The organism is Bacillus sp. FSL W7-1360, from assembly GCF_038592975.1.
Lineage (GTDB): Bacteria > Bacillota > Bacilli > Bacillales > Bacillaceae_D > Shouchella > Shouchella lonarensis.
The window spans coordinates 2795548-2818672 of the sequence record NZ_CP151950.1 but is presented as its reverse complement, the minus strand read 5'-3'; the positions used below and the strand labels follow the sequence as shown (position 1 = coordinate 2818672).

Genomic DNA, 23125 nt, shown 5'->3' with positions numbered 1-23125 from the left:
ACCCGGCACCGATCTACGCTCGCAGGGGGAAGCCCCCAACTACTATCGACGCAAAAGAGCTTAACGACCGTGTTCGGCATGGGAACGGGTGTGACCTCTTTGCCATAAGCACCGGATAATGAGAGAACGATTCTCTCAAAACTAAATCATGGGACTCAAATGTAAGGATGAATATTTAGGATAAGACCTCGACCGATTAGTATCTGTCCGCTCCATGTGTCGCCACACTTCCACTCCAGACCTATCAACCTCATCATCTCTAAGGGGTCTTACTGACTTGCGTCATGGGAAATCTCATCTTGAGGGGGGCTTCGTGCTTAGATGCTTTCAGCACTTATCCCGACCATACGTAGCTACCCAGCGATGCTCCTGGCGGAACAACTGGTACACCAGCGGTATGTCCATCCCGGTCCTCTCGTACTAAGGACAGCTCCTCTCAAATTTCCTACGCCCGCGACGGATAGGGACCGAACTGTCTCACGACGTTCTGAACCCAGCTCGCGTGCCGCTTTAATGGGCGAACAGCCCAACCCTTGGGACCTACTACAGCCCCAGGATGCGACGAGCCGACATCGAGGTGCCAAACCTCCCCGTCGATGTGGACTCTTGGGGGAGATTAGCCTGTTATCCCCAGGGTAGCTTTTATCCGTTGAGCGACGGCCCTTCCATACGGCACCGCCGGATCACTAAGCCCGACTTTCGTCCCTGCTCGACTTGTAGGTCTCGCAGTCAAGCTCCCTTATGCCTTTGCACTCTACGAATGATTTCCAACCATTCTGAGGGAACCTTTGGGCGCCTCCGTTACTGTTTAGGAGGCGACCGCCCCAGTCAAACTGCCCACCTGACAATGTCCCTGACCCGGATCACGGGTCGAGGTTAGAATGTCAGTACCGTCAGGGTAGTATCCCACCGATGCCTCCACCGAAGCTGGCGCTCCGGCTTCCTAGGCTCCTACCTATCCTGTACAAACGATACCAACACTCACTATCAAGCTACAGTAAAGCTCCATGGGGTCTTTCCGTCCTGTCGCGGGTAACCTGCATCTTCACAGGTACTATAATTTCACCGGGTCTCTCGTTGAGACAGTATCCAAGTCGTTACACCATTCGTGCGGGTCGGAACTTACCCGACAAGGAATTTCGCTACCTTAGGACCGTTATAGTTACGGCCGCCGTTTACTGGGGCTTCAATTCAGAGCTTCTCCCGTAAGGGATAACCCCTCCTCTTAACCTTCCAGCACCGGGCAGGTGTCAGCCCCTATACTTCGCCTTGCGGCTTCGCAGAGACCTGTGTTTTTGCTAAACAGTCGCTTGGATCTTTTCACTGCGGCTCTCTCGGGCTATTCACCCTATTAGAGCACCCCTTCTCCCGAAGTTACGGGGTCATTTTGCCGAGTTCCTTAACGAGAGTTATCCCGCGCGTCTTAGAATTCTCTTCTCGCCTACCTGTGTCGGTTTGCGGTACGGGCACCTGTCTTCTCACTAGAGGCTTTTCTTGGCAGCGGAGGATCAGGGATTTCGGACCCTAGGGTCCTTCACGGTCACAGCTCAGCCTTTATGAAACGCGGATTTGCCTACGTTTCAGCCTCACTGCTTCGACGCGCTCAGCCAGCGGCGCGCTCTCCCTACCTTTCTGCGTCCCCCCATCGTTCAAACGAATACGAGGTGGTACAGGAATTTCTACCTGTTGTCCATCGCCTACGCCTTTCGGCCTCGGCTTAGGTCCCGACTTACCCTGAGCGGACGAGCCTTCCTCAGGAAACCTTGGGCTTTCGACGGAGGGGATTCTCACCCCTCTTTTCGCTACTCATACCGGCATTCTCACTTCCAAGCACTCCAATAGTCCTCTCGGTCTACCTTCACTGTCCTTGGAACGCTCCCCTACCCAATCCCTTACGGGATTGCCATAGCTTCGGTGATACGTTTAGCCCCGGTACATTTTCGGCGCAGCGTCACTCGACCAGTGAGCTATTACGCACTCTTTCAATGATGGCTGCTTCTAAGCCAACATCCTGGTTGTCTAAGCAACGCCACATCCTTTTCCACTTAACGTATACTTTGGGACCTTAGCTGATGGTCTGGGCTGTTTCCCTCTTGACTACGGATCTTAGCACTCGCAGTCTGACTCCCGAGCATAAGTATTTGGCATTCGGAGTTTGACTGAATTCGGTAATCCTGTGGGGACCCCTCGTCCAATCAGTGCTCTACCTCCAATACTCTTCACTCGAGGCTAGCCCTAAAGCTATTTCGGGGAGAACCAGCTATTTCCGAGTTCGATTGGCATTTCACCCCTACCCACACCTCATCCCCGCAATTTTCAACTTGCGTGGGTTCGGGCCTCCAGTCGGTGTTACCCGACCTTCACCCTGGACATGGGTAGATCACACGGTTTCGGGTCTACGGCGGCGTACTATAGCGCCCTATTCAGACTCGCTTTCGCTGCGGCTCCGCTTTTTCATGCTTAACCTTGCACGACACCGTAACTCGCCGGTTCATTCTACAAAAGGCACGCCATCACCCATTAACGGGCTCTGACTAGTTGTAGGCACACGGTTTCAGGATCTCTTTCACTCCCCTTCCGGGGTGCTTTTCACCTTTCCCTCACGGTACTGGTTCACTATCGGTCACTAGGGAGTATTTAGCCTTGGGAGATGGTCCTCCCGGATTCCGACGGGGTTTCTCGTGTCCCGCCGTACTCAGGATCCACGCAGGAGGAAACGAAGTTTCAGCTACAGGGCTGTTACCTTGTACCGCGCATCTTTCCAGATGCTTCACTTACGCCGTTTCTTTGTAACTCCATGTTGCGTGTCCTACAACCCCAAGAGGCTAGCCTCTTGGTTTGGGCTCTTTCCGTTTCGCTCGCCGCTACTTAGGAAATCGATTTTTCTTTCTCTTCCTCTGGGTACTTAGATGTTTCAGTTCCCCAGGTCTGCCTCCTCACATCCTATGTGTTCAGATGTGGGTACCATCCCATTACGGATGGTGGGTTTCCCCATTCGGAGATCTCCGGATCATTGCTTACTTACAGCTCCCCGAAGCATTTCGCTGTTCGTCGCGTCCTTCTTCGGCTCCTAGTGCCTAGGCATTCACCGTGCGCCCTTTCTACCTTATCCTCTGACGAAAGACTCAACGGCGGATTTTCATCCACTGTCTACTTTGTCAGTCTTGCTAAAGCAAAAAGTTTGCTTTCTTTCATCCTAGACGTCATTTCTTCGTGCGAAGCACGTGTCCATGACTCATTTGAGTTGTTTCATGATTTAGTTTTCAAAGAACCATTTAACGCGCAATTCCGAAGGATCGCGCAATAACTTGAAGATGGTGGAGCCTAGCGGGATCGAACCGCTGACCTCCTGCGTGCAAAGCAGGCGCTCTCCCAGCTGAGCTAAGGCCCCTCTTGTTTGTGTAGAATGGTGGGCCTGAGTGGACTCGAACCACCGACCTCACGCTTATCAGGCGTGCGCTCTAACCAGCTGAGCTACAGGCCCATTCATACAAATTAAAAATATTACACATATATTTGAATGACGTTGCTCACTCAAAACTAAACAATAGCGCAAGCGTTACGATGTCTTACGACAATCGTATCGACTAGAGTATGACTCCATAGAAAGGAGGTGATCCAGCCGCACCTTCCGATACGGCTACCTTGTTACGACTTCACCCCAATCATCTGTCCCACCTTAGGCGGCTGGGTCCAAAAGGTTCCCTCACCGACTTCGGGTGTTACAAACTCTCGTGGTGTGACGGGCGGTGTGTACAAGACCCGGGAACGTATTCACCGCGGCATGCTGATCCGCGATTACTAGCAATTCCGGCTTCATGTAGGCGAGTTGCAGCCTACAATCCGAACTGAGAATGGCTTTATGGGATTGGCTCCACCTCGCGGTTTCGCTTCCCTTTGTACCATCCATTGTAGCACGTGTGTAGCCCAGGTCATAAGGGGCATGATGATTTGACGTCGTCCCCACCTTCCTCCGGTTTGTCACCGGCAGTCACCTTAGAGTGCCCAACTGAATGCTGGCAACTAAGATCAAGGGTTGCGCTCGTTGCGGGACTTAACCCAACATCTCACGACACGAGCTGACGACAACCATGCACCACCTGTCACTTTGTCCCCGAAGGGAAAGCCCTATCTCTAGGGTGGTCAAAGGATGTCAAGACCTGGTAAGGTTCTTCGCGTTGCTTCGAATTAAACCACATGCTCCACTGCTTGTGCGGGTCCCCGTCAATTCCTTTGAGTTTCAACCTTGCGGTCGTACTCCCCAGGCGGAGTGCTTAATGTGTTTACTTCGGCACTAAGGGCATCGAAACCCCTAACACCTAGCACTCATCGTTTACGGCGTGGACTACCAGGGTATCTAATCCTGTTTGCTCCCCACGCTTTCGCGCCTCAGCGTCAGTTACAGACCAGAGAGTCGCCTTCGCCACTGGTGTTCCTCCACATATCTACGCATTTCACCGCTACACGTGGAATTCCACTCTCCTCTTCTGTACTCAAGCTTCCCAGTTTCCAATGGCCGCTTGCGGTTGAGCCGCAAGATTTCACATCAGACTTAAGAAGCCGCCTGCGCGCGCTTTACGCCCAATAATTCCGGACAACGCTTGCCACCTACGTATTACCGCGGCTGCTGGCACGTAGTTAGCCGTGGCTTTCTGGTGAGGTACCGTCACGGTACCGCCTTATTCAAACGGTACTTGTTCTTCCCTCACAACAGAGCTTTACGACCCGAAGGCCTTCCTCACTCACGCGGCGTTGCTCCGTCAGACTTTCGTCCATTGCGGAAGATTCCCTACTGCTGCCTCCCGTAGGAGTCTGGGCCGTGTCTCAGTCCCAGTGTGGCCGATCACCCTCTCAGGTCGGCTACGCATCGTCGCCTTGGTGAGCTGTTACCTCACCAACTAGCTAATGCGCCGCGGGCCCATCCCTTAGTGATAGCAGAAGCCATCTTTTAATATCGACCTAGGTAGGTCCATATATTATCCGGTATTAGCTTCGGTTTCCCGAAGTTATCCCAGGCTAGGGGGCAGGTTGCCCACGTGTTACTCACCCGTCCGCCGCTCACTTCCGGGAGCAAGCTCCCTTCTGTGCGCTCGACTTGCATGTATTAGGCACGCCGCCAGCGTTCGTCCTGAGCCAGGATCAAACTCTCCATTAAAGTGTTTGATTTGCTCATTTTGCACAAATTTCTTTGTGGCTTACATGTTGAGATCTATTGATCTCTTTTTACGCTTGGCTATTGTTTAGTTTTCAATGAGCTTTTGTCGCTGTTTGTTGGCGACTCTTAGTACTATACAGGACAGCTGAATTTTCGTCAAGTACTTTTTGAAACTTTTTTTGGTGGGCCTGAGTGGACTCGAACCACCGACCTCACGCTTATCAGGCGTGCGCTCTAACCAGCTGAGCTACAGGCCCTTATTTAAGATACAAAAGACATAAAAAAAGAGCAAGCCACCGTACTAAGTACCATTGGAGCGGGTGATGGGAATCGAACCCACGACATCAGCTTGGAAGGCTGAGGTTTTACCACTAAACTACACCCGCATCTCTTTTTAAATCGGGAAGACAGGATTTGAACCTGCGACCCCTTGGTCCCAAACCAAGTGCTCTACCAAGCTGAGCTACTTCCCGTCTTTAAAATGGCGCGCCCGAGAGGAGTCGAACCCCTAACCTTCTGATCCGTAGTCAGACACTCTATCCAATTGAGCTACGGGCGCATACATTTAGACGTTTGTTTTAGTCACTTAGTAAGTGACGACACCTAGTAATATAACATATCTAAATGCATCGAGCAATACTTTTTCATTAAAAATGTTCCTTATGTTGCTCTCACAATACAAACGGCCTTATTTTCTATATAATTATTGGTGACCAAACATACAACATTCCTATTGGAGATGATGTCATGCAAACCTCTTTGTATAAAACAACGATCGAAGAACAAGTAAACCATTATCTAAATCAATTTCCACATGAACACTCACATCTTGAGCCCTTCATTCCCTACGTAGAGATAGGGCATAAAGACATAGTCTCGCGCAAAACTTACCCTGGTCACATTACTGCCAGTGGTATTGTATTTACCAATGAAAGATTGCTCATGGTCTTCCACCCGACACTGCAAAAATGGCTCCAACCCGGTGGGCACGTTGACCGAGGCGAAAGCCCCCTACACGCTGCACAAAGAGAAGTAGAAGAAGAAACAGGTATCCAGACAGCTTTACATTGTTGGCACAGGGAAAATCTTTGCCCTATAGATATTAATATTCACACAATCCCCTCTAATAAGGAGAAAGCAGAACCAACACACCTGCATTACGACTTCCGTTATTTGCTGACCAGTACAAATGAACCGGTCTCACCTATCGAGAGAGGCATAAAAGCTGGCTGGCGAAACCTCCACTCTATCAAGGAAGAAAACTTGAGAAACGTCATTCAAAAGCTGGTCACACTATCATTGCTCAAAAAATAAACGCTATATCAAAGGGCACCTCTCCCTCACATCAGAAAAGGTGCCCTTCACAAAATCAAGTTTTCACACGTTCATCTCCGCAAAACGCTTCAGTCGCTCACCAACCTCATCACGCACACGGCGGAAAACTTGCCACTTTTCTTCATCTGTTCCTTCCGCCGTTGCCGGGTCATCAAATCCCCAATGAACATGTTTGACATGCGGCGGTATCACGGGACAATTATCTGCTGCGTGTCCGCACAACGTCACGACAAGCGTTGCTTTCCCCAACAAGTTTGGATCAATTTGATCTGACGTTTGTTCAGAAATATCCACGCCAACTTCTTTCATTGCTCGTACAGCATTCGGGTTTAACCCATGTGCCTCAAGGCCTGCGCTATACACTTCCCAATCTTCACCTAAATGTTTTTTCGCCCACCCTTCTGCCATCTGGCTCCGACACGAATTCCCAGTACATAGGAAGTAAATCATTTTTTTTGCCATCATACCACTCTCCCTTTTTTCGATTATTAATGAATCACTAACAGCCACATATAAAGCCCAAGCAATGTAAAGAACAACACTGGAATCGTAATGACAATACCTGTCTTAAAGTACGTCCACCAAGAAATCTTCACCCCTTTTTGCGACAGTACATGTAACCATAACAATGTCGCTAAAGAGCCAATTGGTGTGATCTTTGGACCAAGGTCCGAGCCAATGACATTAGCATAAATAAGCGCCTCGCGTGTAAGGCCTGCTGTATCGGTCCCCGCAATTGCGATCGCATCAATCATGACAGTTGGCATGTTATTCATAATAGAAGATAGGAATGCCGCAATAAAACCCATACCCATTGTCGCTGCAAGTACTCCTTGATCAGCAACCACTTGAATGACATCGGACAATACATCTGTCAAACCAACGTTTCGCAATCCATAGACAACGACATACATTCCCACGGAGAAAAAGACAATATTCCATGGCGCCCCAGCAAGAACCGTTTTCGTTTTCACCGCCGGGCTCCATCGCGCCGCAATGACAAAGATAATGGCAATCACGCCCGCTACAATGGAGACAGGTATATGCAAAAACTCACTAACTAAATATCCAACGAGTAACGCCGCTAACACGTACCAAGAAAACCGGAACATCCGCACATCTTTAATCGCTTCCCCCGGTGTTTTTAGTTGTGTACCATCATAACGCTTCGGGATCCGTTTTCTAAAATATAAATAGAGAACAAGAATACTTGATACAAGGGCAAAGAAATTAGGAATAATCATCCGCGAAGCATACTCAACAAAGCCAATTCCAAAAAAGTCCGCAGAAACAATGTTAACTAAGTTACTTACAACAAGCGGTAAAGAAGTGGTATCAGCAATAAATCCACTCGCAATGATAAACGGGAACACCATTTTCTCATCAAACTTAAGCGCCCGCACCATCGCGAGCACAATCGGTGTCAAAATTAACGCCGCCCCGTCGTTCGCAAAAAAAGCAGCGACCAGCGATCCAAGTACACAAACATAAATAAACATTAACACTGTATTGCCTTTCGCAATCCGCGTCATATGGAGCGCCGACCATTCAAAGAAGCCAATCTCATCTAAAATGAGTGAAATGACAATGACCGCGATAAACGTTAATGTCGCATTCCACACAATTCCAGTTACTTCAATGATATCAGTGAAATTGACCACACCGAGCAAGAGCGCAATGAGCGCACCCCCACAAGCAGACCAACCAATATTTAAATTTCGCGGTTGCCAAATAACAAACACAAGTGTGATTAAAAAAATCGCCGCCGCTAATATGACCTCTCCCAACTATCTTCTCCCCCTTCACTTATCTTGCTCCAAACAATCAGCAATCAGCCGATCGTTCATTTTCCAGCACTGCGCATAACGTTACATCATCAATTGCAATTTGTTCTAGCACCGCCATGGCCAACTCGTATTGTGGCGCCTGCTTATTTAATGTATAAAAACGCCACTGCCCCTTACGACTCTCAGTTAACAAGTGCATCTGTTTCAGCTTCGCGATATGTTGGCTCACAGCCGGTTGGCTCATTTCAAACATCTCGACAAGCTGACAAACACAATACGCCTTTTTAGTCATCACTTTTAACATTAGTAAACGGGTGCGATCACTCAACACCTTTAAGCAAGCCGACAACTCATCTATTGTTGCATGTGATGATACAGTCATTACGCTCACCCCTTTCAATACTCATTATATAACCAATTTATTATATAAGTAAATAGTTATATATGAATTAACTTATTTATTTTCTTCAAAGAAGCACACCTCCAGCATCCCCTTGAAAAAAACCCCTATTATTTCGCATTTAATGACACATACTCCTCAACAAATCTTCGGGCCAACAGTTGTGCCGAATCATAATAAGGAAGAACACTCCGCTCCCGACAAAAAAATAAATCCGTACACCCACCAACGATCTCCGTCACTCCTATACACAAAAGCATTTCCTCTATTTCTTCCCATAAACAAACAACATCTTCACAAACCCCTTTTTGCTTCACTTGCCAAATTAAATTGTCCACATGTGTTTGGAGCTCCTCGTCTATAACAACCACTTTTTCTTTTGCCTTTAGCGCCGCTTCGTATAAACCGCTATCGACCGTGCTGCGCGTCGCTAATAACCCCACCGTTCCTGGTTGCTCAGGCATTGCAGCGACGGTTTCGGTAATCATATTTAAAAATGGCTTCGGTGTCATCTCAGTAATTTGCGTATAAAAAAGGTGCGCCGTATTACATGGCATCGCCATCACAGCACAATCCGCCTTTACCAAACAACTTACACCGACTTCCAATGACTGGATCATACCGTGATGATCAAGCGGTTTTTGTGGATGAAATGGTGTAGGTAAAGAATAAATCACAATATGAGGGAACTCCTCGTCCAACACCGCCCCGTATTGGCGCGTACATTCATCTAAGACAAGCTCAAGAAAAGGGGTGGTTGAACGCGGTCCCATCCCTGCCAAAATACCAAGTTTCGTTACTTTCTTATTGTCCATCTATGTTCAACTCCGTTCTTATAATTTACAAAGAGATTACAAACTCGGCTCAAATGCATTTAAATTTAGAGCAACAAATGTGTCACTATGTATAAAGGTGCGTCCGTCTCAATACAAGACCCGTTAAAGGATGTGCAAGATATTTTGAATGGGAAACACTAACAAGAAAAGGCATGCAGCGAGCCAATCGCTGCATGCTTTTTTCTTTCCCCATTAGCCCCGTGCCCGCTTCAAAAACGTCCGGTACCCGACCATACTTACAAGCAATCCAAGCCCAGCAGTCGCAATAAGCACAAGTACCGCAACACCGATCGTACCTAAATCCGGTGATGATACTGTTGTTGTCATCATACTTTGGTGTGTCCAATATTGCGGTGTAAACTTACCAATCACTCGGATCACATTTGGCAACAGTTCATACGGCATCCACAAGCCGCCCGCCAACGCGCCGCCCATCGCCACAATCTGAGTAATTAAAATGCCGGTATTTTCCGTCTTTGAAAACATGGCCACTGCCGCTCCCCAGATGGCAATCACAAGCGCCCACAATAATACCATCAACATATACAACAGCCAATTATGAATGGCCATACCGTATGCGAAGATACCAAGCGCTGCTAATATGACCAATTGCGCAGCGACAATCGCAAAGAACGGCAAACTCTTACCAATCACATAATTTGTAAGCGAGAGCGGCGCACTTGCCAACCGGGCGACAATGCCTTTGTCTCGATCTTTCACAAAGCTAGTCACAATCGAAATGATGATAAACACTGAGAAAAATACACTAAGCGCCATCACCATATGCCCAGCGAGCGCTTCTTTTGGTTCATCCCCCAAAAAGATATTCATAAACAAAACAATCATCACAATCGGTAAAACGAGTGTAAAAAAGAAGAGCGCTTTATCCTGCAACTGTTTTTTCATCTCCACGCGCGCAAGTGCCCACATTACTCGTCACCCCCTTCACTATCTCGTAAATCGGTGCCTGTCAATGAGAAGAAAATGTCTTCCAATCGCGCTTCTACTAGCCCGAGCTGCGCCGGACTAATCTTTTCTTTTTGACAGCGTATTGTGAGCTGCTTCAATTCCTCAAGCGGCTCCTCTGCATGCACGAGCCAACCACCATCTTTTTCTTCCACCCGCTCTGCTAATTCAAACCAATCGCGTACAACACCTTCACCCTTTATAAACACCGCCGACTGCGCGTAACGTCGCAACAACGCATCAATTGAACCTTGTTCGACGATTTTGCCCCGATCAATAAACGCAACATCATCACACAACGACTCAACTTCCTCCATGTGGTGACTTGTATAAATAATCGTTGTTCCCTGCCGTTTGAGTTGCTCGACCAGCAGAAAAATATGCCTGCGCGATTGCGGATCAACACCAACGGTCGGTTCGTCCATAATGACAAACTCCGGTTCGTGTAAAAGCGCGCAACCAATGTTCAAGCGTCGTTTCATGCCCCCGGAAAACGTATTTACTTTGTCAGTGGCGCGCTCCTTTAAACCAATCGCCGCTAGCACCGCTTCAATCCTTCCTGCAAGATGAGCACCCGTAAGCCCATAAATCTTCCCAAAGAAGCGCAAATTATCGAATGCCGTTAACGTTTCCTCTAAGCTAATTTCTTGCGGAACATAACCAAGACTCCCAGGAACGATAAACTTTCCTTCATACTCTCTGATCACACCCGCTAAAATTTTCATTAATGTTGACTTCCCAGAACCATTCGGTCCAATCAGTCCATAACACACACCTGCTGGCACATGCAACTCAACTTTATTTAATGCTTGTTTTGAGCCGTAATGTTTGCTGACATCTTCCACTCGAATCACTCGTCATCCTCTCCTTCATGAAAAATTTCTCCGTATAGCACAGCTTCTAGTGTCGCAATGTATTCCCTATACGCCTCTCTCCCTTCCTCAGTGACAGAAACATACGTTTTCGGTTTTCGTCCTAAAAACGTCTTCTTCGTTATAATGTACTGCGCCTCTTCTAACTTTTGAATATGTGCACCTAGGTTACCGTCGGTCAACTTTAACTTCTTTTTCAACATCGTAAAGTCGCAATGCTCATACGTCATCACCATACTCATAATACCGAGTCGCGCTTTCGCATGGATCAAATCATTAATACTATCAAGACCATCCTTACGCATGACTTTTCCCTTTATGTCTCAGAAATAATCCAACGACAATAAAACTCCCGCCACCGATCACACCGAAAATAAGCGGCATTGCCTCAAAAAGTAATGTTGCAATAACCACCGCAAGTACAAGTAACCACATACCCATAAAGAAGATTTCACGCCCGAGCACAACAGCGAGCAACAAGTACATCATTGCCACAAGCAACACTGCGTATAAGGACAGAAGTGAGAAAGACAGCGTCAACGCGCCAAAAGCTCCTAAGAAAGCAAAAACTGCCACAATCGAAAACCACGCCGTCCACACGAATCGCATCTGTATGACAAGTAAGCGCGGAAACAACGGCCGCCGCTGCCGTTCCCATGGTGCAATAAATGATACAACCCAACCAATAATGCTTAGACCGGTCCATATCATGCCGCTGACCGGTTGGGATATAGGGAATAACGCTGGTAAAGTAAAAGCGATCAGCCAAATAACCCCCCACAGCAAGAAATACGGACTAATGTGATACCCGTACTGCCTTTTTTCAGCCGTTACTGTCCGAATATGCGCTAATTGTTCCAGCGCTTCTGCATGAGACAATACCGATTGTTCTTTGTTCATCTTCATCACTCCTCAAGTAGAGAACTCTATATCACAGAGTATATGACGTACGAATACGAAATGTCAACTTTTTTTGTTTATTTCATAAAAAACTTCGGCATGCAGAGATTGCCAAAGACAAAAGATAGACTTCATATCACCAAGAAAAAGACAACCACAAACATACCTAGCGCAAGCAGGACGACAGTCATTGAAACCACGAGCAATGCAACACTTCTTTTGATCGCACCAACAATTCCAAGTATGGCACCAATTAAAAACAGCAAAACCAACAAAGAAATCACACCCATTGTACCCCTCCTCACTCTTTCTTCATCAAAATGATTTGCTGAATACGACCATCATATACCACAAATTGTAGTACAACTCCGAGATCACGATCAACGTAGCCCACTGTCGGACCAATCTCTTCATTTATATCGAAAATATGCGCCCCGTACTGATTAATTAAATCATTTACACGATCACCGATTTTAATTCCTCTTGCTGTCTTGGCATCCGGGTGTTCAGTGACAATTGTGGTAATCTCATCATCCATCACGCCGATAAACCAGCGATCATAAGAAAATGACTCGTCGTGCTCCGCAGAAAGTAAAACTACAATAGACGGGAAGTCTTCTATCAGTCCGAGAGATTGTTGCAGCAGTCCTTTTTCGACTGATGCAATTTCCTGACCAATCCCCCAACCATTGATTGCCTCTAAAGACAAATCGGTACTCTTGACGTAGTGATACTCACGGATAGACATATACCAGAAAACGATGCTCCCAATTAATAGAGGAAAAACCACAGAAGCGGTGATTCTTATGTACCGATATTTCAACATTAAAATGATGAGCCCTGCCATACCTAAAGCAAAAACCGCTACTAGTAACGCAAGAATGGATAACACCCTCCTCTCCCACAAAAAAAGCACCCATTTTGTCATGAGTACCCTAATCTATCTTACTATAGTGCGGTTGAGAGGACTCGAACCTCCACGGGATTTAACTCCCACTAGGCCCTCAACCTAGCGCGTCTGCCATTCCGCCACAACCGCATATTGCATTTTTAATTGGTGCGGGTGAAGGGACTTGAACCCCCACGTCATAAAGACACTAGATCCTAAGTCTAGCGCGTCTGCCAATTCCGCCACACCCGCTTCGTGTGGATATTCTTTTAAATCATGGCGGTCCGGACGGGACTCGAACCCGCGACCTCCTGCGTGACAGGCAGGCATTCTAACCAACTGAACTACCGGACCATAAAAAAGAGTGGAGGATGACGGGATCGAACCGCCGACCCCCTGCTTGTAAGGCAGGTGCTCTCCCAGCTGAGCTAATCCTCCAATTTATATGTTAGTGGTAAGAAATGTGCTCTTACCAATAAATTTTTTAAAGATGACCCGTACGGGATTCGAACCCGTGTTACCGCCGTGAAAGGGCGGTGTCTTAACCGCTTGACCAACGGGCCATAAAATGGCGGAGAAGGAGGGATTTGAACCCTCGCGCCGCTCACGCGACCTACTCCCTTAGCAGGGGAGCCCCTTCAGCCACTTGGGTACTTCTCCATATGGCTCCACAGGTAGGACTCGAACCTACGACCGATCGGTTAACAGCCGATAGCTCTACCACTGAGCTACTGTGGAATATGTAGAAACGACGAACGTCTCTTTTAGCGACTCTTATAATATAGCATAGCAAAACCGAGAGTGCAACACTTTTTTTGAAGAAAATGTTGCACCTCCACTTAAAAAGTTAGTCCATTCTAACTTACAATAAATACAACTGCCCACGACATTTCCCACACACATACTTCTCCGTGTCGAAACGTCGCTTACGCTGGTATATATGACCGCATCGGCAACATTGGTATCGATGGACTGGCTGTTCAGGCTCAGTAGACAGACAAAACCGCGGGGCACCTACTTCTCGTGATAATAAGCGAAAATCTTTATCGCGGTGTTGATACCCTTTTCCTTGCAAATGCAAATGATAATGACAGAGTTCATGCTTAATAATCCCTTCCAACGTCTCTAAGCCAAACTTCTCATACTGTTTTATGTTAAACTCGATTGCATGACTTTTTAACAAGTAGCGTCCACCTGTTGTACGTAAGCGCCGGTTAAAACGGGCCTCATGTAAAAATGGGCGGCCAAACACTGTTAATGAAATGCGCTCCACCAACCGTTGCAACTCCTGATCCGTCATATTTATTCACCTCTACAAAAACAACCGCACAAAGACAAACTGCCCGACATATACTACTGCAAAACAGCAAAGGAGCGCCTCAGATGCCTAATTGGTTAAAGAAACAACTGCGAAAAGCGTTTGCTGAGAAAAATCGTCATCAATTAATTGTTCTCAATCAGTGCTGGTTTTATTATCACACAACGAATGAAGAACCACACCCCGGCGCCTGCCACTACGACTAAACATATGCCCCATCAGGCGCCTTCATTGTCAAACTCACACGCCCTTTTTGCTTGTCAACACCTTCGACCCAGACAGTCACAATGTCACCAATGGACACGACATCTAATGGATGCTTCACGAACCGATTAGTCAGCTTTGAAATATGAACAAGCCCATCTTGCTTTACACCGATATCAACAAAAGCACCGAAATCTACAACATTTCGCACCGTTCCTTGCAAGGACATCCCTTCCTCTAGATCCTCTAACGAGAGCACGTCTTGCTTCAATTGGGGTGCACTTACTTCATCACGTGGATCTCGTCCTGGACGAATGAGTGAATCAACGATATCTTGCAACGTTAACAAACCGACACCGATTTTCTCGGCTAATTCTTTTAACGACAAACTTTCTAAACGCTCTTTTAACACCGTTGTACCAATGTCCTTGGCTGTTGAACCCGTCAACGCTAACAGTGACTCAGCGTGATTGTAACTTTCGGGATGGATGGCTGTCGCATCGAGCGCATGACGTCCAGATGGAATCCGCAAAAATCCGATACATTGCTCGTATGTCTTTGCACCTAAACGAGGGACTTTTTTTAACGCTGTACGAGAAGAAAAGGAACCTCTCTCTTCACGCATACGCACAATGTTTGTCGCTTGCGTTTTATTTAAACCTGCCACATATTGCAACAACGCCACAGAAGCAGTGTTGACATTCACACCTACACGGTTGACGACTGTCTCAACGACAAATCGGAGCGAGTCATTTAACTGCTTTTGTGACACATCATGCTGATACTGACCCACACCAACCGACTTTGGGTCAATTTTCACTAACTCTGCTAGCGGATCTTGCAGACGTCGCGCGATTGAAATGGCGCTGCGTTGCTCAACTGATAAAGACGGAAATTCATCCTGCGCCAGCGGAGACGCTGAATAAACACTTGCGCCCGCTTCATTCACAATGACATAGTAAATGGCCTCATCGAGTTGTTTTAATGCGTCTGCAACAAACTGCTCCGTCTCTCTCGAAGCCGTTCCATTTCCAATCGCAATCATTTTGACGCCGTACTGCCTCACTAAACGCGTAAGCATCGCCACTGCTTCTGTTGTCTTATGGTGTGGCGCTGTTGGATAAAATACACCTACTTCCAATGACTTCCCCGTCTCATCCACGACCGCCCATTTACAACCGGTTCGAAAAGCAGGATCAATTCCAAGAACGATACGCCCTTTCATCGGCGGCTGCAATAACAATTGCTGCAAGTTTTTCGCAAACACATGGATCGCTTGTTCTTCCGCCTTTTCCGTTAACATTGTCCGAATCTCTCGTTCCAATGATGGTTCTAGTAAACGTACATAACCATCGTCAATCGCCGCTTCGACCAGTGGAATAACTGGAGAAGTACGCGCACCTATGTACATGCGCTTCATTTCTGCTAGTAACCGGTCTTTAGGAAAACGCACCCGAACGTTTAACACACCGTCCTTTTCACCCCGATTCAATGCCAATATTCGGTGCGGCACGATGTTACTTACTGCTTCATGATAATCATAATACATTGCATAAGTACCTTTTTCATCCGGCTCGCCATTTGACTTTTTCACTGCTTCGATCGTTGCTTGTCTCTGCCCGAGATCACGCAACCGGGCACGTACTTGGGGAGATTCTGCGGCTTGCTCAGCAATAATATCACGCACACCAGCCCATACCTTTTCAAGACTGTCCAATCCTTTTTCGATAGCTATGTATTCATTCGCTGCTGCTGAAAGATTATCTACACGCGGAAAGGTTAAAATTTGCGTCGCTAACGGCTCGAGTCCTTGCTCTTTCGCAATGGTCGCTCGCGTACGCCGCTTCTTCTTATAAGGGAGATATAAGTCTTCCACTTGTTGCAGTTTCTCTGCCTTCAAAATGCTTTGCTTTAAATCAGTCGTCAGTTTTCCTTGCTCGTCCACTAAGCGTAGTACTTCTTCTTTACGTTGCTGCAACTGAACCGCATATGCGTAACGGTCTTCAATCTCTTTTATTTGCCGATCGTCGAGTCCTCCTGTTTGTTCCTTACGATAACGGGCGATAAATGGCACCGTATTGCCTTCTTCTAACAGCGCCACAACTTTCCTCACTTGCCGTTCAGAAATACCGATCTCACTCGCTAGTTGATCAAATAATGTTTCCATCACGATTATCAACCTCCTTCATTTATAATTATACGCAGAAAAGACACTGAAAGAAACCAAAAGAAATAGCAGGTTGAAACTGAATACTCATATACTTAAAAAGGCCTAAAACCATCACTGGCTCCAGACCTCTCATCATTTATGTTATGTTATATCTTATAATGCCGTGCGACGAACGCGAGAAATTAACTTCACTGCAAAGCCAAGCAATACAGCCATTGTACCGGCCACAGCATACATACCTGTATCTGTTGCTGTATTAGGTAATTTCTTACCTTCTTTTGCCTTCACTTCTGTTTTTGGCTTTGTATTTTTCTTGACCTCTTTTTTTCCATCTGAAGTCTTCTTGACTTCTTGCTTATTAGCTTCTTGTTTGTTAGCTTCTTTTTTTGAAACCTTCGCCACTGCTGGTGTTGTAGATTTCTCACCAGAAGCGTTATTTATGCTCTTAGTTTTTGTGACAATTTGTTCTTCACCATTTTCCAAATCACACTCACCGAAGTACATGTCATATTCTTCTTCAGAAAGACTGTCAAACCACTCTTCAAAGAGTACGTCAATCATCTCATCTTCAAGGTCAGGACCAGTGAAAACAACTTCACACTCTCCATCCGCATGAACAACATCAAAAATAAAATCTTCACCAAAAATAAGCTCGCTTAATTCTTTAACCTTTTCTGGTTCTGGATTCACTTCTTCTTTAGACTGATCTTCTTTGCTGTCTTCTTTTTGAGACTCATTCTTTACCTCTTCAGAAGTCTTTTCTTCAGTCTTTGTTTCTTCTTCAGCCTTTACTTTTCCTTCAGCCTTTGCTTCATCATCTTTCTTCACATCTTTATCGGCTTCGACGCCTTTGTTGGCCTCGTTGTTTTCTTTAACAACTTCGCCTTCTTTTGTTTCATCTTTCTCGCCTTTTGATGTTACCTTATCCTTCTTTTCCAACACATCTTCTTTTGTCAGCACGTCAACTACTTTCTCAACTGATTTTCCTTCATCAATTGCATCTGTTGTCGCACCAAACGCTGTTCCTGCTGCAGGTACAGAAACAGCCACTGTTGCCGCGAGCGTCAAAGCTGTCATGCGTTTTACAAAATTAGTGCGACGGCGCTTGTTTCGCTGCATCTTTTCTTTGTAATCGAATTGACCCTTCATTCGTCTTCCACCATCCTTGGACATTTTATGGGATCTTCCAATCCCGGTATTGATCATAGCATGTCCTGATAGGAAGCACAACAAAAAAGGCTCCTATTCTCTAAAAATGAGCCTATAGACCTATTTTTTTGCATACTTATCCCTTAATATGTAAAATTATCTTTTTAAGAGAGAAAATGGCGCGTCAACCACTATTATCCAATTAACAAACATGATGAATTAAAAATCGACTAAACCTAAACTGATTGTCAAAGCTTTATCAACAGACGCCATCATCTCATCGTCTAAGTTCGTAATTTTGTCTGTTAATCGTTGTTTATCGATCGTACGGACTTGCTCAAGCAAAATGACCGAATCTCGGTCAAAACCATATTTACGTGCATTAATTTCAACATGTGTCGGTAATTTTGCTTTTTGTATTTTCGCCGTAATCGCAGCGACAATCACTGTTGGACTAAAGCGATTCCCGATATTATTTTGGATAATCAATACAGGTCGAATGCCACCTTGTTCTGAACCGACAACAGGTGACAAGTCGGCAAAATAAACATCTCCTCTTTTAACTATCAAAACTACACCCCACTAACGAGACGTGTCAGCGTGTGGTCCGCTTCCTCCTCAGCCAGAAAGGCTTCTGATGCAATATTCAAGTTGATCTTCGCCATTTCCATATAACCTTGTTGCATCGACTCGCGTATGTCATATTTAGCTTCTAGTCGCGCTTGGCGTCTCGCGTGAGCAGCTAGCTTTTTGGCATCATCCCAGTTTTGTTGTTCCAACACAGCGTCCACCTCATCTTCGTCATCAGTTACAGAGCACACATGTATCCCTAATGAATCAATCGTCTCACATCATTTTACAACATTTCACGTTGTTTTTCACACATGTTACACCGTTTATCATATCATTCTTGCCCCGTTTTGAAAAGCCCTTTTTCATATTTAATTTGAATCTCGACGTCAAATGTACATTCACATAGACTCTTACTTGTTCGTCATTTTTTCCTTAAATAAAAATTTTATGCATGACCTTTAAGAAAGAACGTCTCCGCCTTTTAAATATATGCGTGGAATACGCGCACCCAACAAGCACGGGACTTCATAATTAATTGTCCCTAAACGCTTTGCCACCTCATCCATAGAAATATATGCTTCTTTACTACCACCAATTAACGTCACTTCTGTCCCTACCGACATACGGTAAGGGAGTGAAACCATACATTGGTCCATACAAATACGCCCTAGAAATGGCGCTTCTTTACCATCTACAAGCACATAGCTTCCATCAACGCTGTTGTTTCTAAGCCATCCGTCACCGTAACCGATAGGGACTGTTCCAACAATCGTTTTTTCAGTCGCTCGATAAGTCGCACCGTAACTGACTGCCTCTCCAGCAGTAATTTCTTTGACAAAACTTAGTTTTGCTTTTAGAGAAAGTGCTGGATTTAACTGGAAAGGTAATTCATCCTTCATCTCGGGTGAGGGGACTAAACCGTACATAGCGATCCCAAACCGAACCATTGAAAACATGTCGTCCGGAAACCTCAATGCGGCAGCACTGTTGCCACAATGAACATACGGCACCGATAAACCCGCTTTTTGCATTTGCGCTAAAAACGTTCGAAACCGCTGCATTTGTAACTGAAAATACCTCGTATCTTGTTCATCCGCTGTAGCAAAATGCGTAAACACACCTTCAAGCATCATCCCCTCAGCATGTTGAATGTCTTCCATAATTGCGATCATCTCTTGCAGAGTTCGCACACCTAAACGTCCCATCCCTGTATCAACTTTTACATGCATCCGCAATGGTTCGACTGGATCTTCCCCGTACATATATTGTTCAGCCTCTCTGAGCCATTCCCGTTCACAAACAGTGACAGCGATCCGGTGTTCTCTAGCAATGCACACGTCTTCAGCACGAATCTTACCCATCACGAAAATTGGCGCCTCAATTCCTTGCTCTCGCAATGACAACGCTTCATCAAGCAAGGCCACTGCCACATGCGTTGCTCCTGCCTCAAGTGCTGTTTTAGCCACCGCAAATGCGCCGTGTCCATAACCATTTGCTTTTACAACTGCCATCACCTTCACAGGACGTGATTGTTGTTTATACAGCGATAAAAGCGAACGCACATTGGTTGCGATCGCATCTAAGTCCACTTCAATCCATGTATCTCTATAATACAAGGGTTTCTTTTTCACGATCTTCTCCCCCAACATCCCTCTCCTATCCTTACTATTATAAAAGCAGTAAAAAAAATTGTCGAGGAAATTGTGTTAAATGTTGATGATATCCACTAATTCCCATGTAATAACAAAAGAAAGACCGCCTACGCGGTCAAAAACTTGTTAAATTTATTTCATCGTCCGACCATAGACAGATCGGGCAACTTCAACTAACTCTTCCTGTTCAATCGTATCTGACACAAGAAAGAAATCAGAACCATTGTGAGACCACATGACACGCCCTGATGCCTGAACACCAATTGTAAAACCTAAATCAACCGGGTCTCCTTTAATGACATTAAACGATGCTGATGCTTCCTCAACCGGCGCGCTCTCTTCTTGAATAAGCGTAAATGATCGCGCTTCTCCTTCGTATTGCTGAACATACGTCTTTCTATCGTCCACTTCAACAATCTCAGTGTTTGGTTGGTCACTCACCCCATCCGGAACAAACATCGGATAAAGAACTTCCAATTCCTCTTCTTCACTTTCCTCTGCTGCTGCAATTGTTGGCTCCGACATTTTTGCACCTGTTAAGGTTTTTTCTGTATCAAAATCTTCCTTTGCAAGCGCAGGATTTTTCTCAAACTCTTCAAAGTTCAAATCAACCAACACTTGACCATCGGCATCCATAATTTTCACTGATACCGGCGATAAATCTTTTTTATTTAAGCGTATCTCTTGGTTGCTTAAATTTTTGTTTTGATAATTGGTCATCGTTTTAAACACATATGCTGCTTCATCTTGTGTAAACACGACATCTGCGTCTAAACTAATGTCTTTTAACAACGACTCATACAAGTATGCTTGGCTACTTGTTTTTGGCCAATCACTTTGAAACCGGAACGTCTTATCCAATGCAGGTGTGAGCACAAATACACCTTCATCATTTTTTAAGATAATTTGACTTTGCTTGTTATTCGCATTCGTCAAGATCACCTTATAGTAAGCATTGTCTTTCTGCCATACTTCCACATCATACGTTTGCGGTTCTTGACCTGTCTCAAGTACCATTGTTCCTTTCGACCTATAACTTGTTACATCTTCAAGTGCACCCTCAATATCATTTAATACATCTTCCTTTGACTTCTCACCACACGCTGCGAGCATGACCAACATACAGCACATAACAACGGTCAACCACTTTGTCTTCGCCATAAACTCCCTTCACCCCTTCTAATCTACTTGTAAATGTGAACAAAGTCGTCCACCCTTCGTTGCTGTACACTATATGAGGCGACATTAGACAATATGCAGACAAGTCGTTTTAAAAAGCAGGTTTGAAAGGTCTATAGACAACAAAACGTCTAAATAGGAAAAAGTGTGATACTATAACAGTAAGGAAATTTTTTACTCATACATACATTTAAGCAATAGGGAGTGAAATCAATGATGTTTATCCGAAACGAATCCTTTTCAACATTTGTCCACCGATACCCTGTCGTTACAACCCTTGCTAGCTTGAATATCATCATCCATCTATGGGTGCTGTTTTTACCATATGGATGGGAACTCTACCATCAAGGGGTTGGCGCGAATTTTCTCATTAGTACAGGAGAATATTGGCGTCTGCTAACACCAATCTTTTTACATTCAACGCAATCACTTTTCCACTTGTTATTCAACACATTTTCACTCGTCATCTTCGCTCCTGCACTTGAAATCATGCTTGGGCGATTCAAGTTTCTTGCCGTTTATTTACTAGCTGGCGTTGTTGCCAATATTGCTACGTTTTTACTAGAAACACCCATGTACACACACGTTGGTGCTTCAGGTGCGATCTTCGGGTTGTTTGGTGTTTACTTGTATATGTTTTTAGCGCGGAAAGACTTGCTCGACACCCAAAACAGTCAGCTCGTCCTAACGATTCTTGCCATTTCAGTTGTCATGACATTTGTCTCACCACAAATTAATATTCTAGGTCATTTATTCGGATTAGCAGGTGGACTCATTCTTGCGCCTTTGTTCACGCGCAACGCAAAGCCCTTTTATGCAGTGCGCCATACAAGTCGTAAAACCTACCTCGATGAAGATGACATTTCATTCAAACCAAACCGATGGAAAAATCGCGCACGCAACCAAAAAGTCATACGAATCGTTCTAATTGTTATCGCCGTTCTCATTGCAATCGGCATTTATACACACCTTAATATGTAAGAAGGAAGAGCCTCCACCATAATTGGTCAGAGGCTCTTCTCACTTTGCACCCTGCTCGTCATAGTCGCCCTATCCACTGCATAGGATGAAAAGAGCTTGTCACAGAACATAAGGGTGGTCTCTAGATGAAAATCATTCGATATATTAGCGTGCTGCTTTTAGGATGTGTACTCATTAGTGTCGGCATCAATTTTTTCTTTGTGTCCTACCATTTACTTGATGGTGGTATTTTCGGGGCAGGATTGATCGCTCATTATATTTGGCGTGTCCCTGTCGGCATGACCATTCTTATTATCAGTATCCCAATATACATTGGTGCCTGGTTTTATTATCGCCCTTTCTTCTATCATTCTTTAGCAGGCGTGCTTACTTCTTCATTTCTCATCGATCTTCTTGCAGCGTTTACACCGACGACGCCCATTCTCTCGCCCTTACCAAGCGCTATTGTTGGTGGACTCATGCTCGGCATCGGCGCAGGCATCATGTTCTTACTTGACATTAGCACAGGCGGTTTCGACCTGCTTGCACAAATGATTTCCGCAAGAACGGCCTGGAATGTCGGAATTTTAATTGTTGGATTCGACCTTGCCGTTGTTGTAGCAGGGATCCCCATCGTTAGTTTTGATGAAATTATCTTGTCAACTATTGCAGTCATTGCTACCGGCATTGCAACAACAATGATTACTGCGTGGGGCGGAGGACAGGCACACGGCCACTTATCCTCCTAACCTCGGTAACTGTACTTCGCCACGAAAAAAC

At 45.6% G+C, this 23125-nt stretch carries 20 protein-coding genes, 13 tRNA genes, 3 rRNA genes and 1 pseudogene; 4 read left to right on the top strand and 33 right to left on the bottom strand.

What is annotated here, in order from left to right; all coding sequences use genetic code 11:
• From rrf to NSQ26_RS14520, 9 genes are all read right to left on the bottom strand, one after another.
• Positions 1 to 116 (bottom strand): 5S ribosomal RNA (rrf, locus tag NSQ26_RS14560).
• 60 nt (positions 117 to 176) lie between these two features.
• Positions 177 to 3112: ribosomal RNA gene (locus tag NSQ26_RS14555) — 23S ribosomal RNA — on the bottom strand.
• Positions 3113 to 3315: 203 nt separating this feature from the next.
• Positions 3316 to 3391, bottom strand: a tRNA-Ala gene (locus NSQ26_RS14550).
• 16 nt (positions 3392 to 3407) lie between these two features.
• Positions 3408 to 3484, bottom strand: a tRNA-Ile gene (locus NSQ26_RS14545).
• Between the two features lie 122 nt (positions 3485 to 3606).
• A 16S ribosomal RNA gene (locus NSQ26_RS14540) occupies positions 3607 to 5155 on the bottom strand.
• Together the 16S, 23S and 5S rRNA genes with 6 tRNA genes alongside form the textbook arrangement of a ribosomal RNA operon.
• 180 nt (positions 5156 to 5335) lie before the next feature.
• Positions 5336 to 5412 (bottom strand) — tRNA-Ile (locus NSQ26_RS14535).
• 55 nt (positions 5413 to 5467) lie between these two features.
• Positions 5468 to 5541: transfer RNA gene (locus NSQ26_RS14530), tRNA-Gly, on the bottom strand.
• A 13-nt stretch (positions 5542 to 5554) separates the two neighbouring features.
• Positions 5555 to 5628: transfer RNA gene (locus tag NSQ26_RS14525), tRNA-Pro, on the bottom strand.
• 9 nt (positions 5629 to 5637) lie between these two features.
• Positions 5638 to 5714 (bottom strand) — tRNA-Arg (locus NSQ26_RS14520).
• Positions 5715 to 5902: 188 nt separating this feature from the next.
• Between NSQ26_RS14520 and NSQ26_RS14515 the strand changes: the two genes are divergently transcribed.
• On the top strand, positions 5903 to 6469 hold the full coding sequence (locus NSQ26_RS14515) for an NUDIX hydrolase (RefSeq protein ID WP_499718690.1): 567 nt from the start codon (positions 5903 to 5905) through the stop codon (positions 6467 to 6469).
• Between the two features lie 63 nt (positions 6470 to 6532).
• Here NSQ26_RS14515 and arsC read toward each other — a convergent pair whose 3' ends face one another.
• From arsC to NSQ26_RS14425, 18 genes are all read right to left on the bottom strand, one after another.
• Positions 6533 to 6952, bottom strand: coding sequence for an arsenate reductase (thioredoxin) (gene arsC / locus NSQ26_RS14510; protein ID WP_499718689.1), 420 nt, complete (start codon positions 6950 to 6952; stop codon positions 6533 to 6535).
• A 26-nt stretch (positions 6953 to 6978) separates the two neighbouring features.
• The gene (locus NSQ26_RS14505) at positions 6979 to 8277 is read right to left on the bottom strand and encodes an arsenic transporter (RefSeq protein WP_499718688.1); all 1299 of its coding nucleotides are present in this window, start codon (positions 8275 to 8277) and stop codon (positions 6979 to 6981) included.
• Positions 8278 to 8314: 37 nt separating this feature from the next.
• A complete protein-coding gene (locus tag NSQ26_RS14500; RefSeq protein WP_499718687.1) occupies positions 8315 to 8659 on the bottom strand; it encodes an ArsR/SmtB family transcription factor in 345 nt (114 codons plus the stop codon).
• Between the two features lie 128 nt (positions 8660 to 8787).
• Positions 8788 to 9492 carry an aspartate/glutamate racemase family protein gene (locus NSQ26_RS14495; RefSeq protein ID WP_499718686.1) on the bottom strand — a complete coding sequence of 235 codons (705 nt, stop codon included), beginning with the start codon at positions 9490 to 9492 and terminating at the stop codon, positions 8788 to 8790.
• 213 nt (positions 9493 to 9705) lie between these two features.
• Complete coding sequence (locus NSQ26_RS14490) at positions 9706 to 10443, bottom strand: ABC transporter permease (RefSeq protein ID WP_499718685.1); 738 nt, start codon at positions 10441 to 10443, stop codon at positions 9706 to 9708.
• The gene (locus tag NSQ26_RS14485; protein ID WP_499718684.1) at positions 10443 to 11333 is read right to left on the bottom strand and encodes an ABC transporter ATP-binding protein; all 891 of its coding nucleotides are present in this window, start codon (positions 11331 to 11333) and stop codon (positions 10443 to 10445) included. The genes NSQ26_RS14490 and NSQ26_RS14485 overlap by 1 nt, the downstream gene beginning before the upstream one ends.
• On the bottom strand, positions 11330 to 11656 hold the full coding sequence (locus NSQ26_RS14480) for a winged helix-turn-helix domain-containing protein (RefSeq protein WP_499718683.1): 327 nt from the start codon (positions 11654 to 11656) through the stop codon (positions 11330 to 11332). The genes NSQ26_RS14485 and NSQ26_RS14480 overlap by 4 nt, the downstream gene beginning before the upstream one ends.
• A complete protein-coding gene (locus tag NSQ26_RS14475; protein WP_499718682.1) occupies positions 11649 to 12251 on the bottom strand; it encodes a hypothetical protein in 603 nt (200 codons plus the stop codon). The genes NSQ26_RS14480 and NSQ26_RS14475 overlap by 8 nt, the downstream gene beginning before the upstream one ends.
• Positions 12252 to 12382: 131 nt before the next feature.
• A complete protein-coding gene (locus tag NSQ26_RS14470; RefSeq protein ID WP_499718681.1) occupies positions 12383 to 12541 on the bottom strand; it encodes a hypothetical protein in 159 nt (52 codons plus the stop codon).
• A gap of 11 nt (positions 12542 to 12552) precedes the next feature.
• Entirely contained in the window at positions 12553 to 13143 is a 591-nt protein-coding gene (locus NSQ26_RS14465; protein WP_499718680.1) for a hypothetical protein, read from the bottom strand.
• A gap of 62 nt (positions 13144 to 13205) precedes the next feature.
• Positions 13206 to 13290 (bottom strand) — tRNA-Leu (locus NSQ26_RS14460).
• A 16-nt stretch (positions 13291 to 13306) separates the two neighbouring features.
• Positions 13307 to 13392: transfer RNA gene (locus tag NSQ26_RS14455), tRNA-Leu, on the bottom strand.
• A 25-nt stretch (positions 13393 to 13417) separates the two neighbouring features.
• Positions 13418 to 13494, bottom strand: a tRNA-Asp gene (locus NSQ26_RS14450).
• An 11-nt stretch (positions 13495 to 13505) separates the two neighbouring features.
• Positions 13506 to 13578 (bottom strand) — tRNA-Val (locus NSQ26_RS14445).
• A gap of 53 nt (positions 13579 to 13631) precedes the next feature.
• A tRNA-Glu gene (locus tag NSQ26_RS14440) sits at positions 13632 to 13703 on the bottom strand.
• Positions 13704 to 13709: 6 nt separating this feature from the next.
• Positions 13710 to 13800 (bottom strand) — tRNA-Ser (locus NSQ26_RS14435).
• Positions 13801 to 13803: 3 nt separating this feature from the next.
• Positions 13804 to 13878: transfer RNA gene (locus NSQ26_RS14430), tRNA-Asn, on the bottom strand.
• A gap of 124 nt (positions 13879 to 14002) precedes the next feature.
• Positions 14003 to 14440, bottom strand: coding sequence for a SprT family protein (locus NSQ26_RS14425; RefSeq protein ID WP_090776432.1), 438 nt, complete (start codon positions 14438 to 14440; stop codon positions 14003 to 14005).
• An 83-nt stretch (positions 14441 to 14523) separates the two neighbouring features.
• Between NSQ26_RS14425 and cmpA the strand changes: the two genes are divergently transcribed.
• Positions 14524 to 14664 carry a cortex morphogenetic protein CmpA gene (cmpA, locus tag NSQ26_RS14420; RefSeq protein ID WP_090776433.1) on the top strand — a complete coding sequence of 47 codons (141 nt, stop codon included), beginning with the start codon at positions 14524 to 14526 and terminating at the stop codon, positions 14662 to 14664.
• Here cmpA and NSQ26_RS14415 read toward each other — a convergent pair.
• The 6 genes and pseudogenes from NSQ26_RS14415 to NSQ26_RS14390 form a co-directional block, all read right to left on the bottom strand.
• Entirely contained in the window at positions 14661 to 16829 is a 2169-nt protein-coding gene (locus tag NSQ26_RS14415; RefSeq protein ID WP_499720087.1) for a Tex family protein, read from the bottom strand. The genes cmpA and NSQ26_RS14415 overlap by 4 nt on opposite strands.
• A 156-nt stretch (positions 16830 to 16985) precedes the next feature.
• Positions 16986 to 18038, bottom strand: a complete 1053-nt coding sequence (locus NSQ26_RS14410) for a hypothetical protein (RefSeq protein ID WP_499718679.1) — start codon at positions 18036 to 18038, stop codon at positions 16986 to 16988.
• A gap of 162 nt (positions 18039 to 18200) precedes the next feature.
• On the bottom strand, positions 18201 to 18551 hold the full coding sequence (locus tag NSQ26_RS14405) for a type II toxin-antitoxin system PemK/MazF family toxin (protein WP_090776435.1): 351 nt from the start codon (positions 18549 to 18551) through the stop codon (positions 18201 to 18203).
• A gap of 2 nt (positions 18552 to 18553) precedes the next feature.
• A pseudogene (locus NSQ26_RS14400) lies at positions 18554 to 18688 on the bottom strand (antitoxin); the annotation flags it as partial.
• Positions 18689 to 19012: 324 nt separating this feature from the next.
• Positions 19013 to 20185 (bottom strand): alanine racemase, encoded by a 1173-nt coding sequence (gene alr / locus NSQ26_RS14395; protein WP_499718678.1) that lies wholly within the window; start codon positions 20183 to 20185, stop codon positions 19013 to 19015.
• A gap of 153 nt (positions 20186 to 20338) precedes the next feature.
• Positions 20339 to 21367: a LolA family protein gene (locus NSQ26_RS14390; protein ID WP_499718677.1), complete on the bottom strand. Its 1029-nt coding sequence runs from the start codon at positions 21365 to 21367 to the stop codon at positions 20339 to 20341.
• 231 nt (positions 21368 to 21598) lie between these two features.
• Between NSQ26_RS14390 and NSQ26_RS14385 the strand changes: the two genes are divergently transcribed.
• Together NSQ26_RS14385 and NSQ26_RS14380 are read left to right on the top strand one after the other, a co-directional pair.
• Entirely contained in the window at positions 21599 to 22366 is a 768-nt protein-coding gene (locus NSQ26_RS14385) for a rhomboid family intramembrane serine protease (RefSeq protein ID WP_499718676.1), read from the top strand.
• A 125-nt stretch (positions 22367 to 22491) separates the two neighbouring features.
• Entirely contained in the window at positions 22492 to 23094 is a 603-nt protein-coding gene (locus tag NSQ26_RS14380; protein ID WP_499718675.1) for a YitT family protein, read from the top strand.
• Positions 23095 to 23125 lie beyond the last annotated feature (31 nt).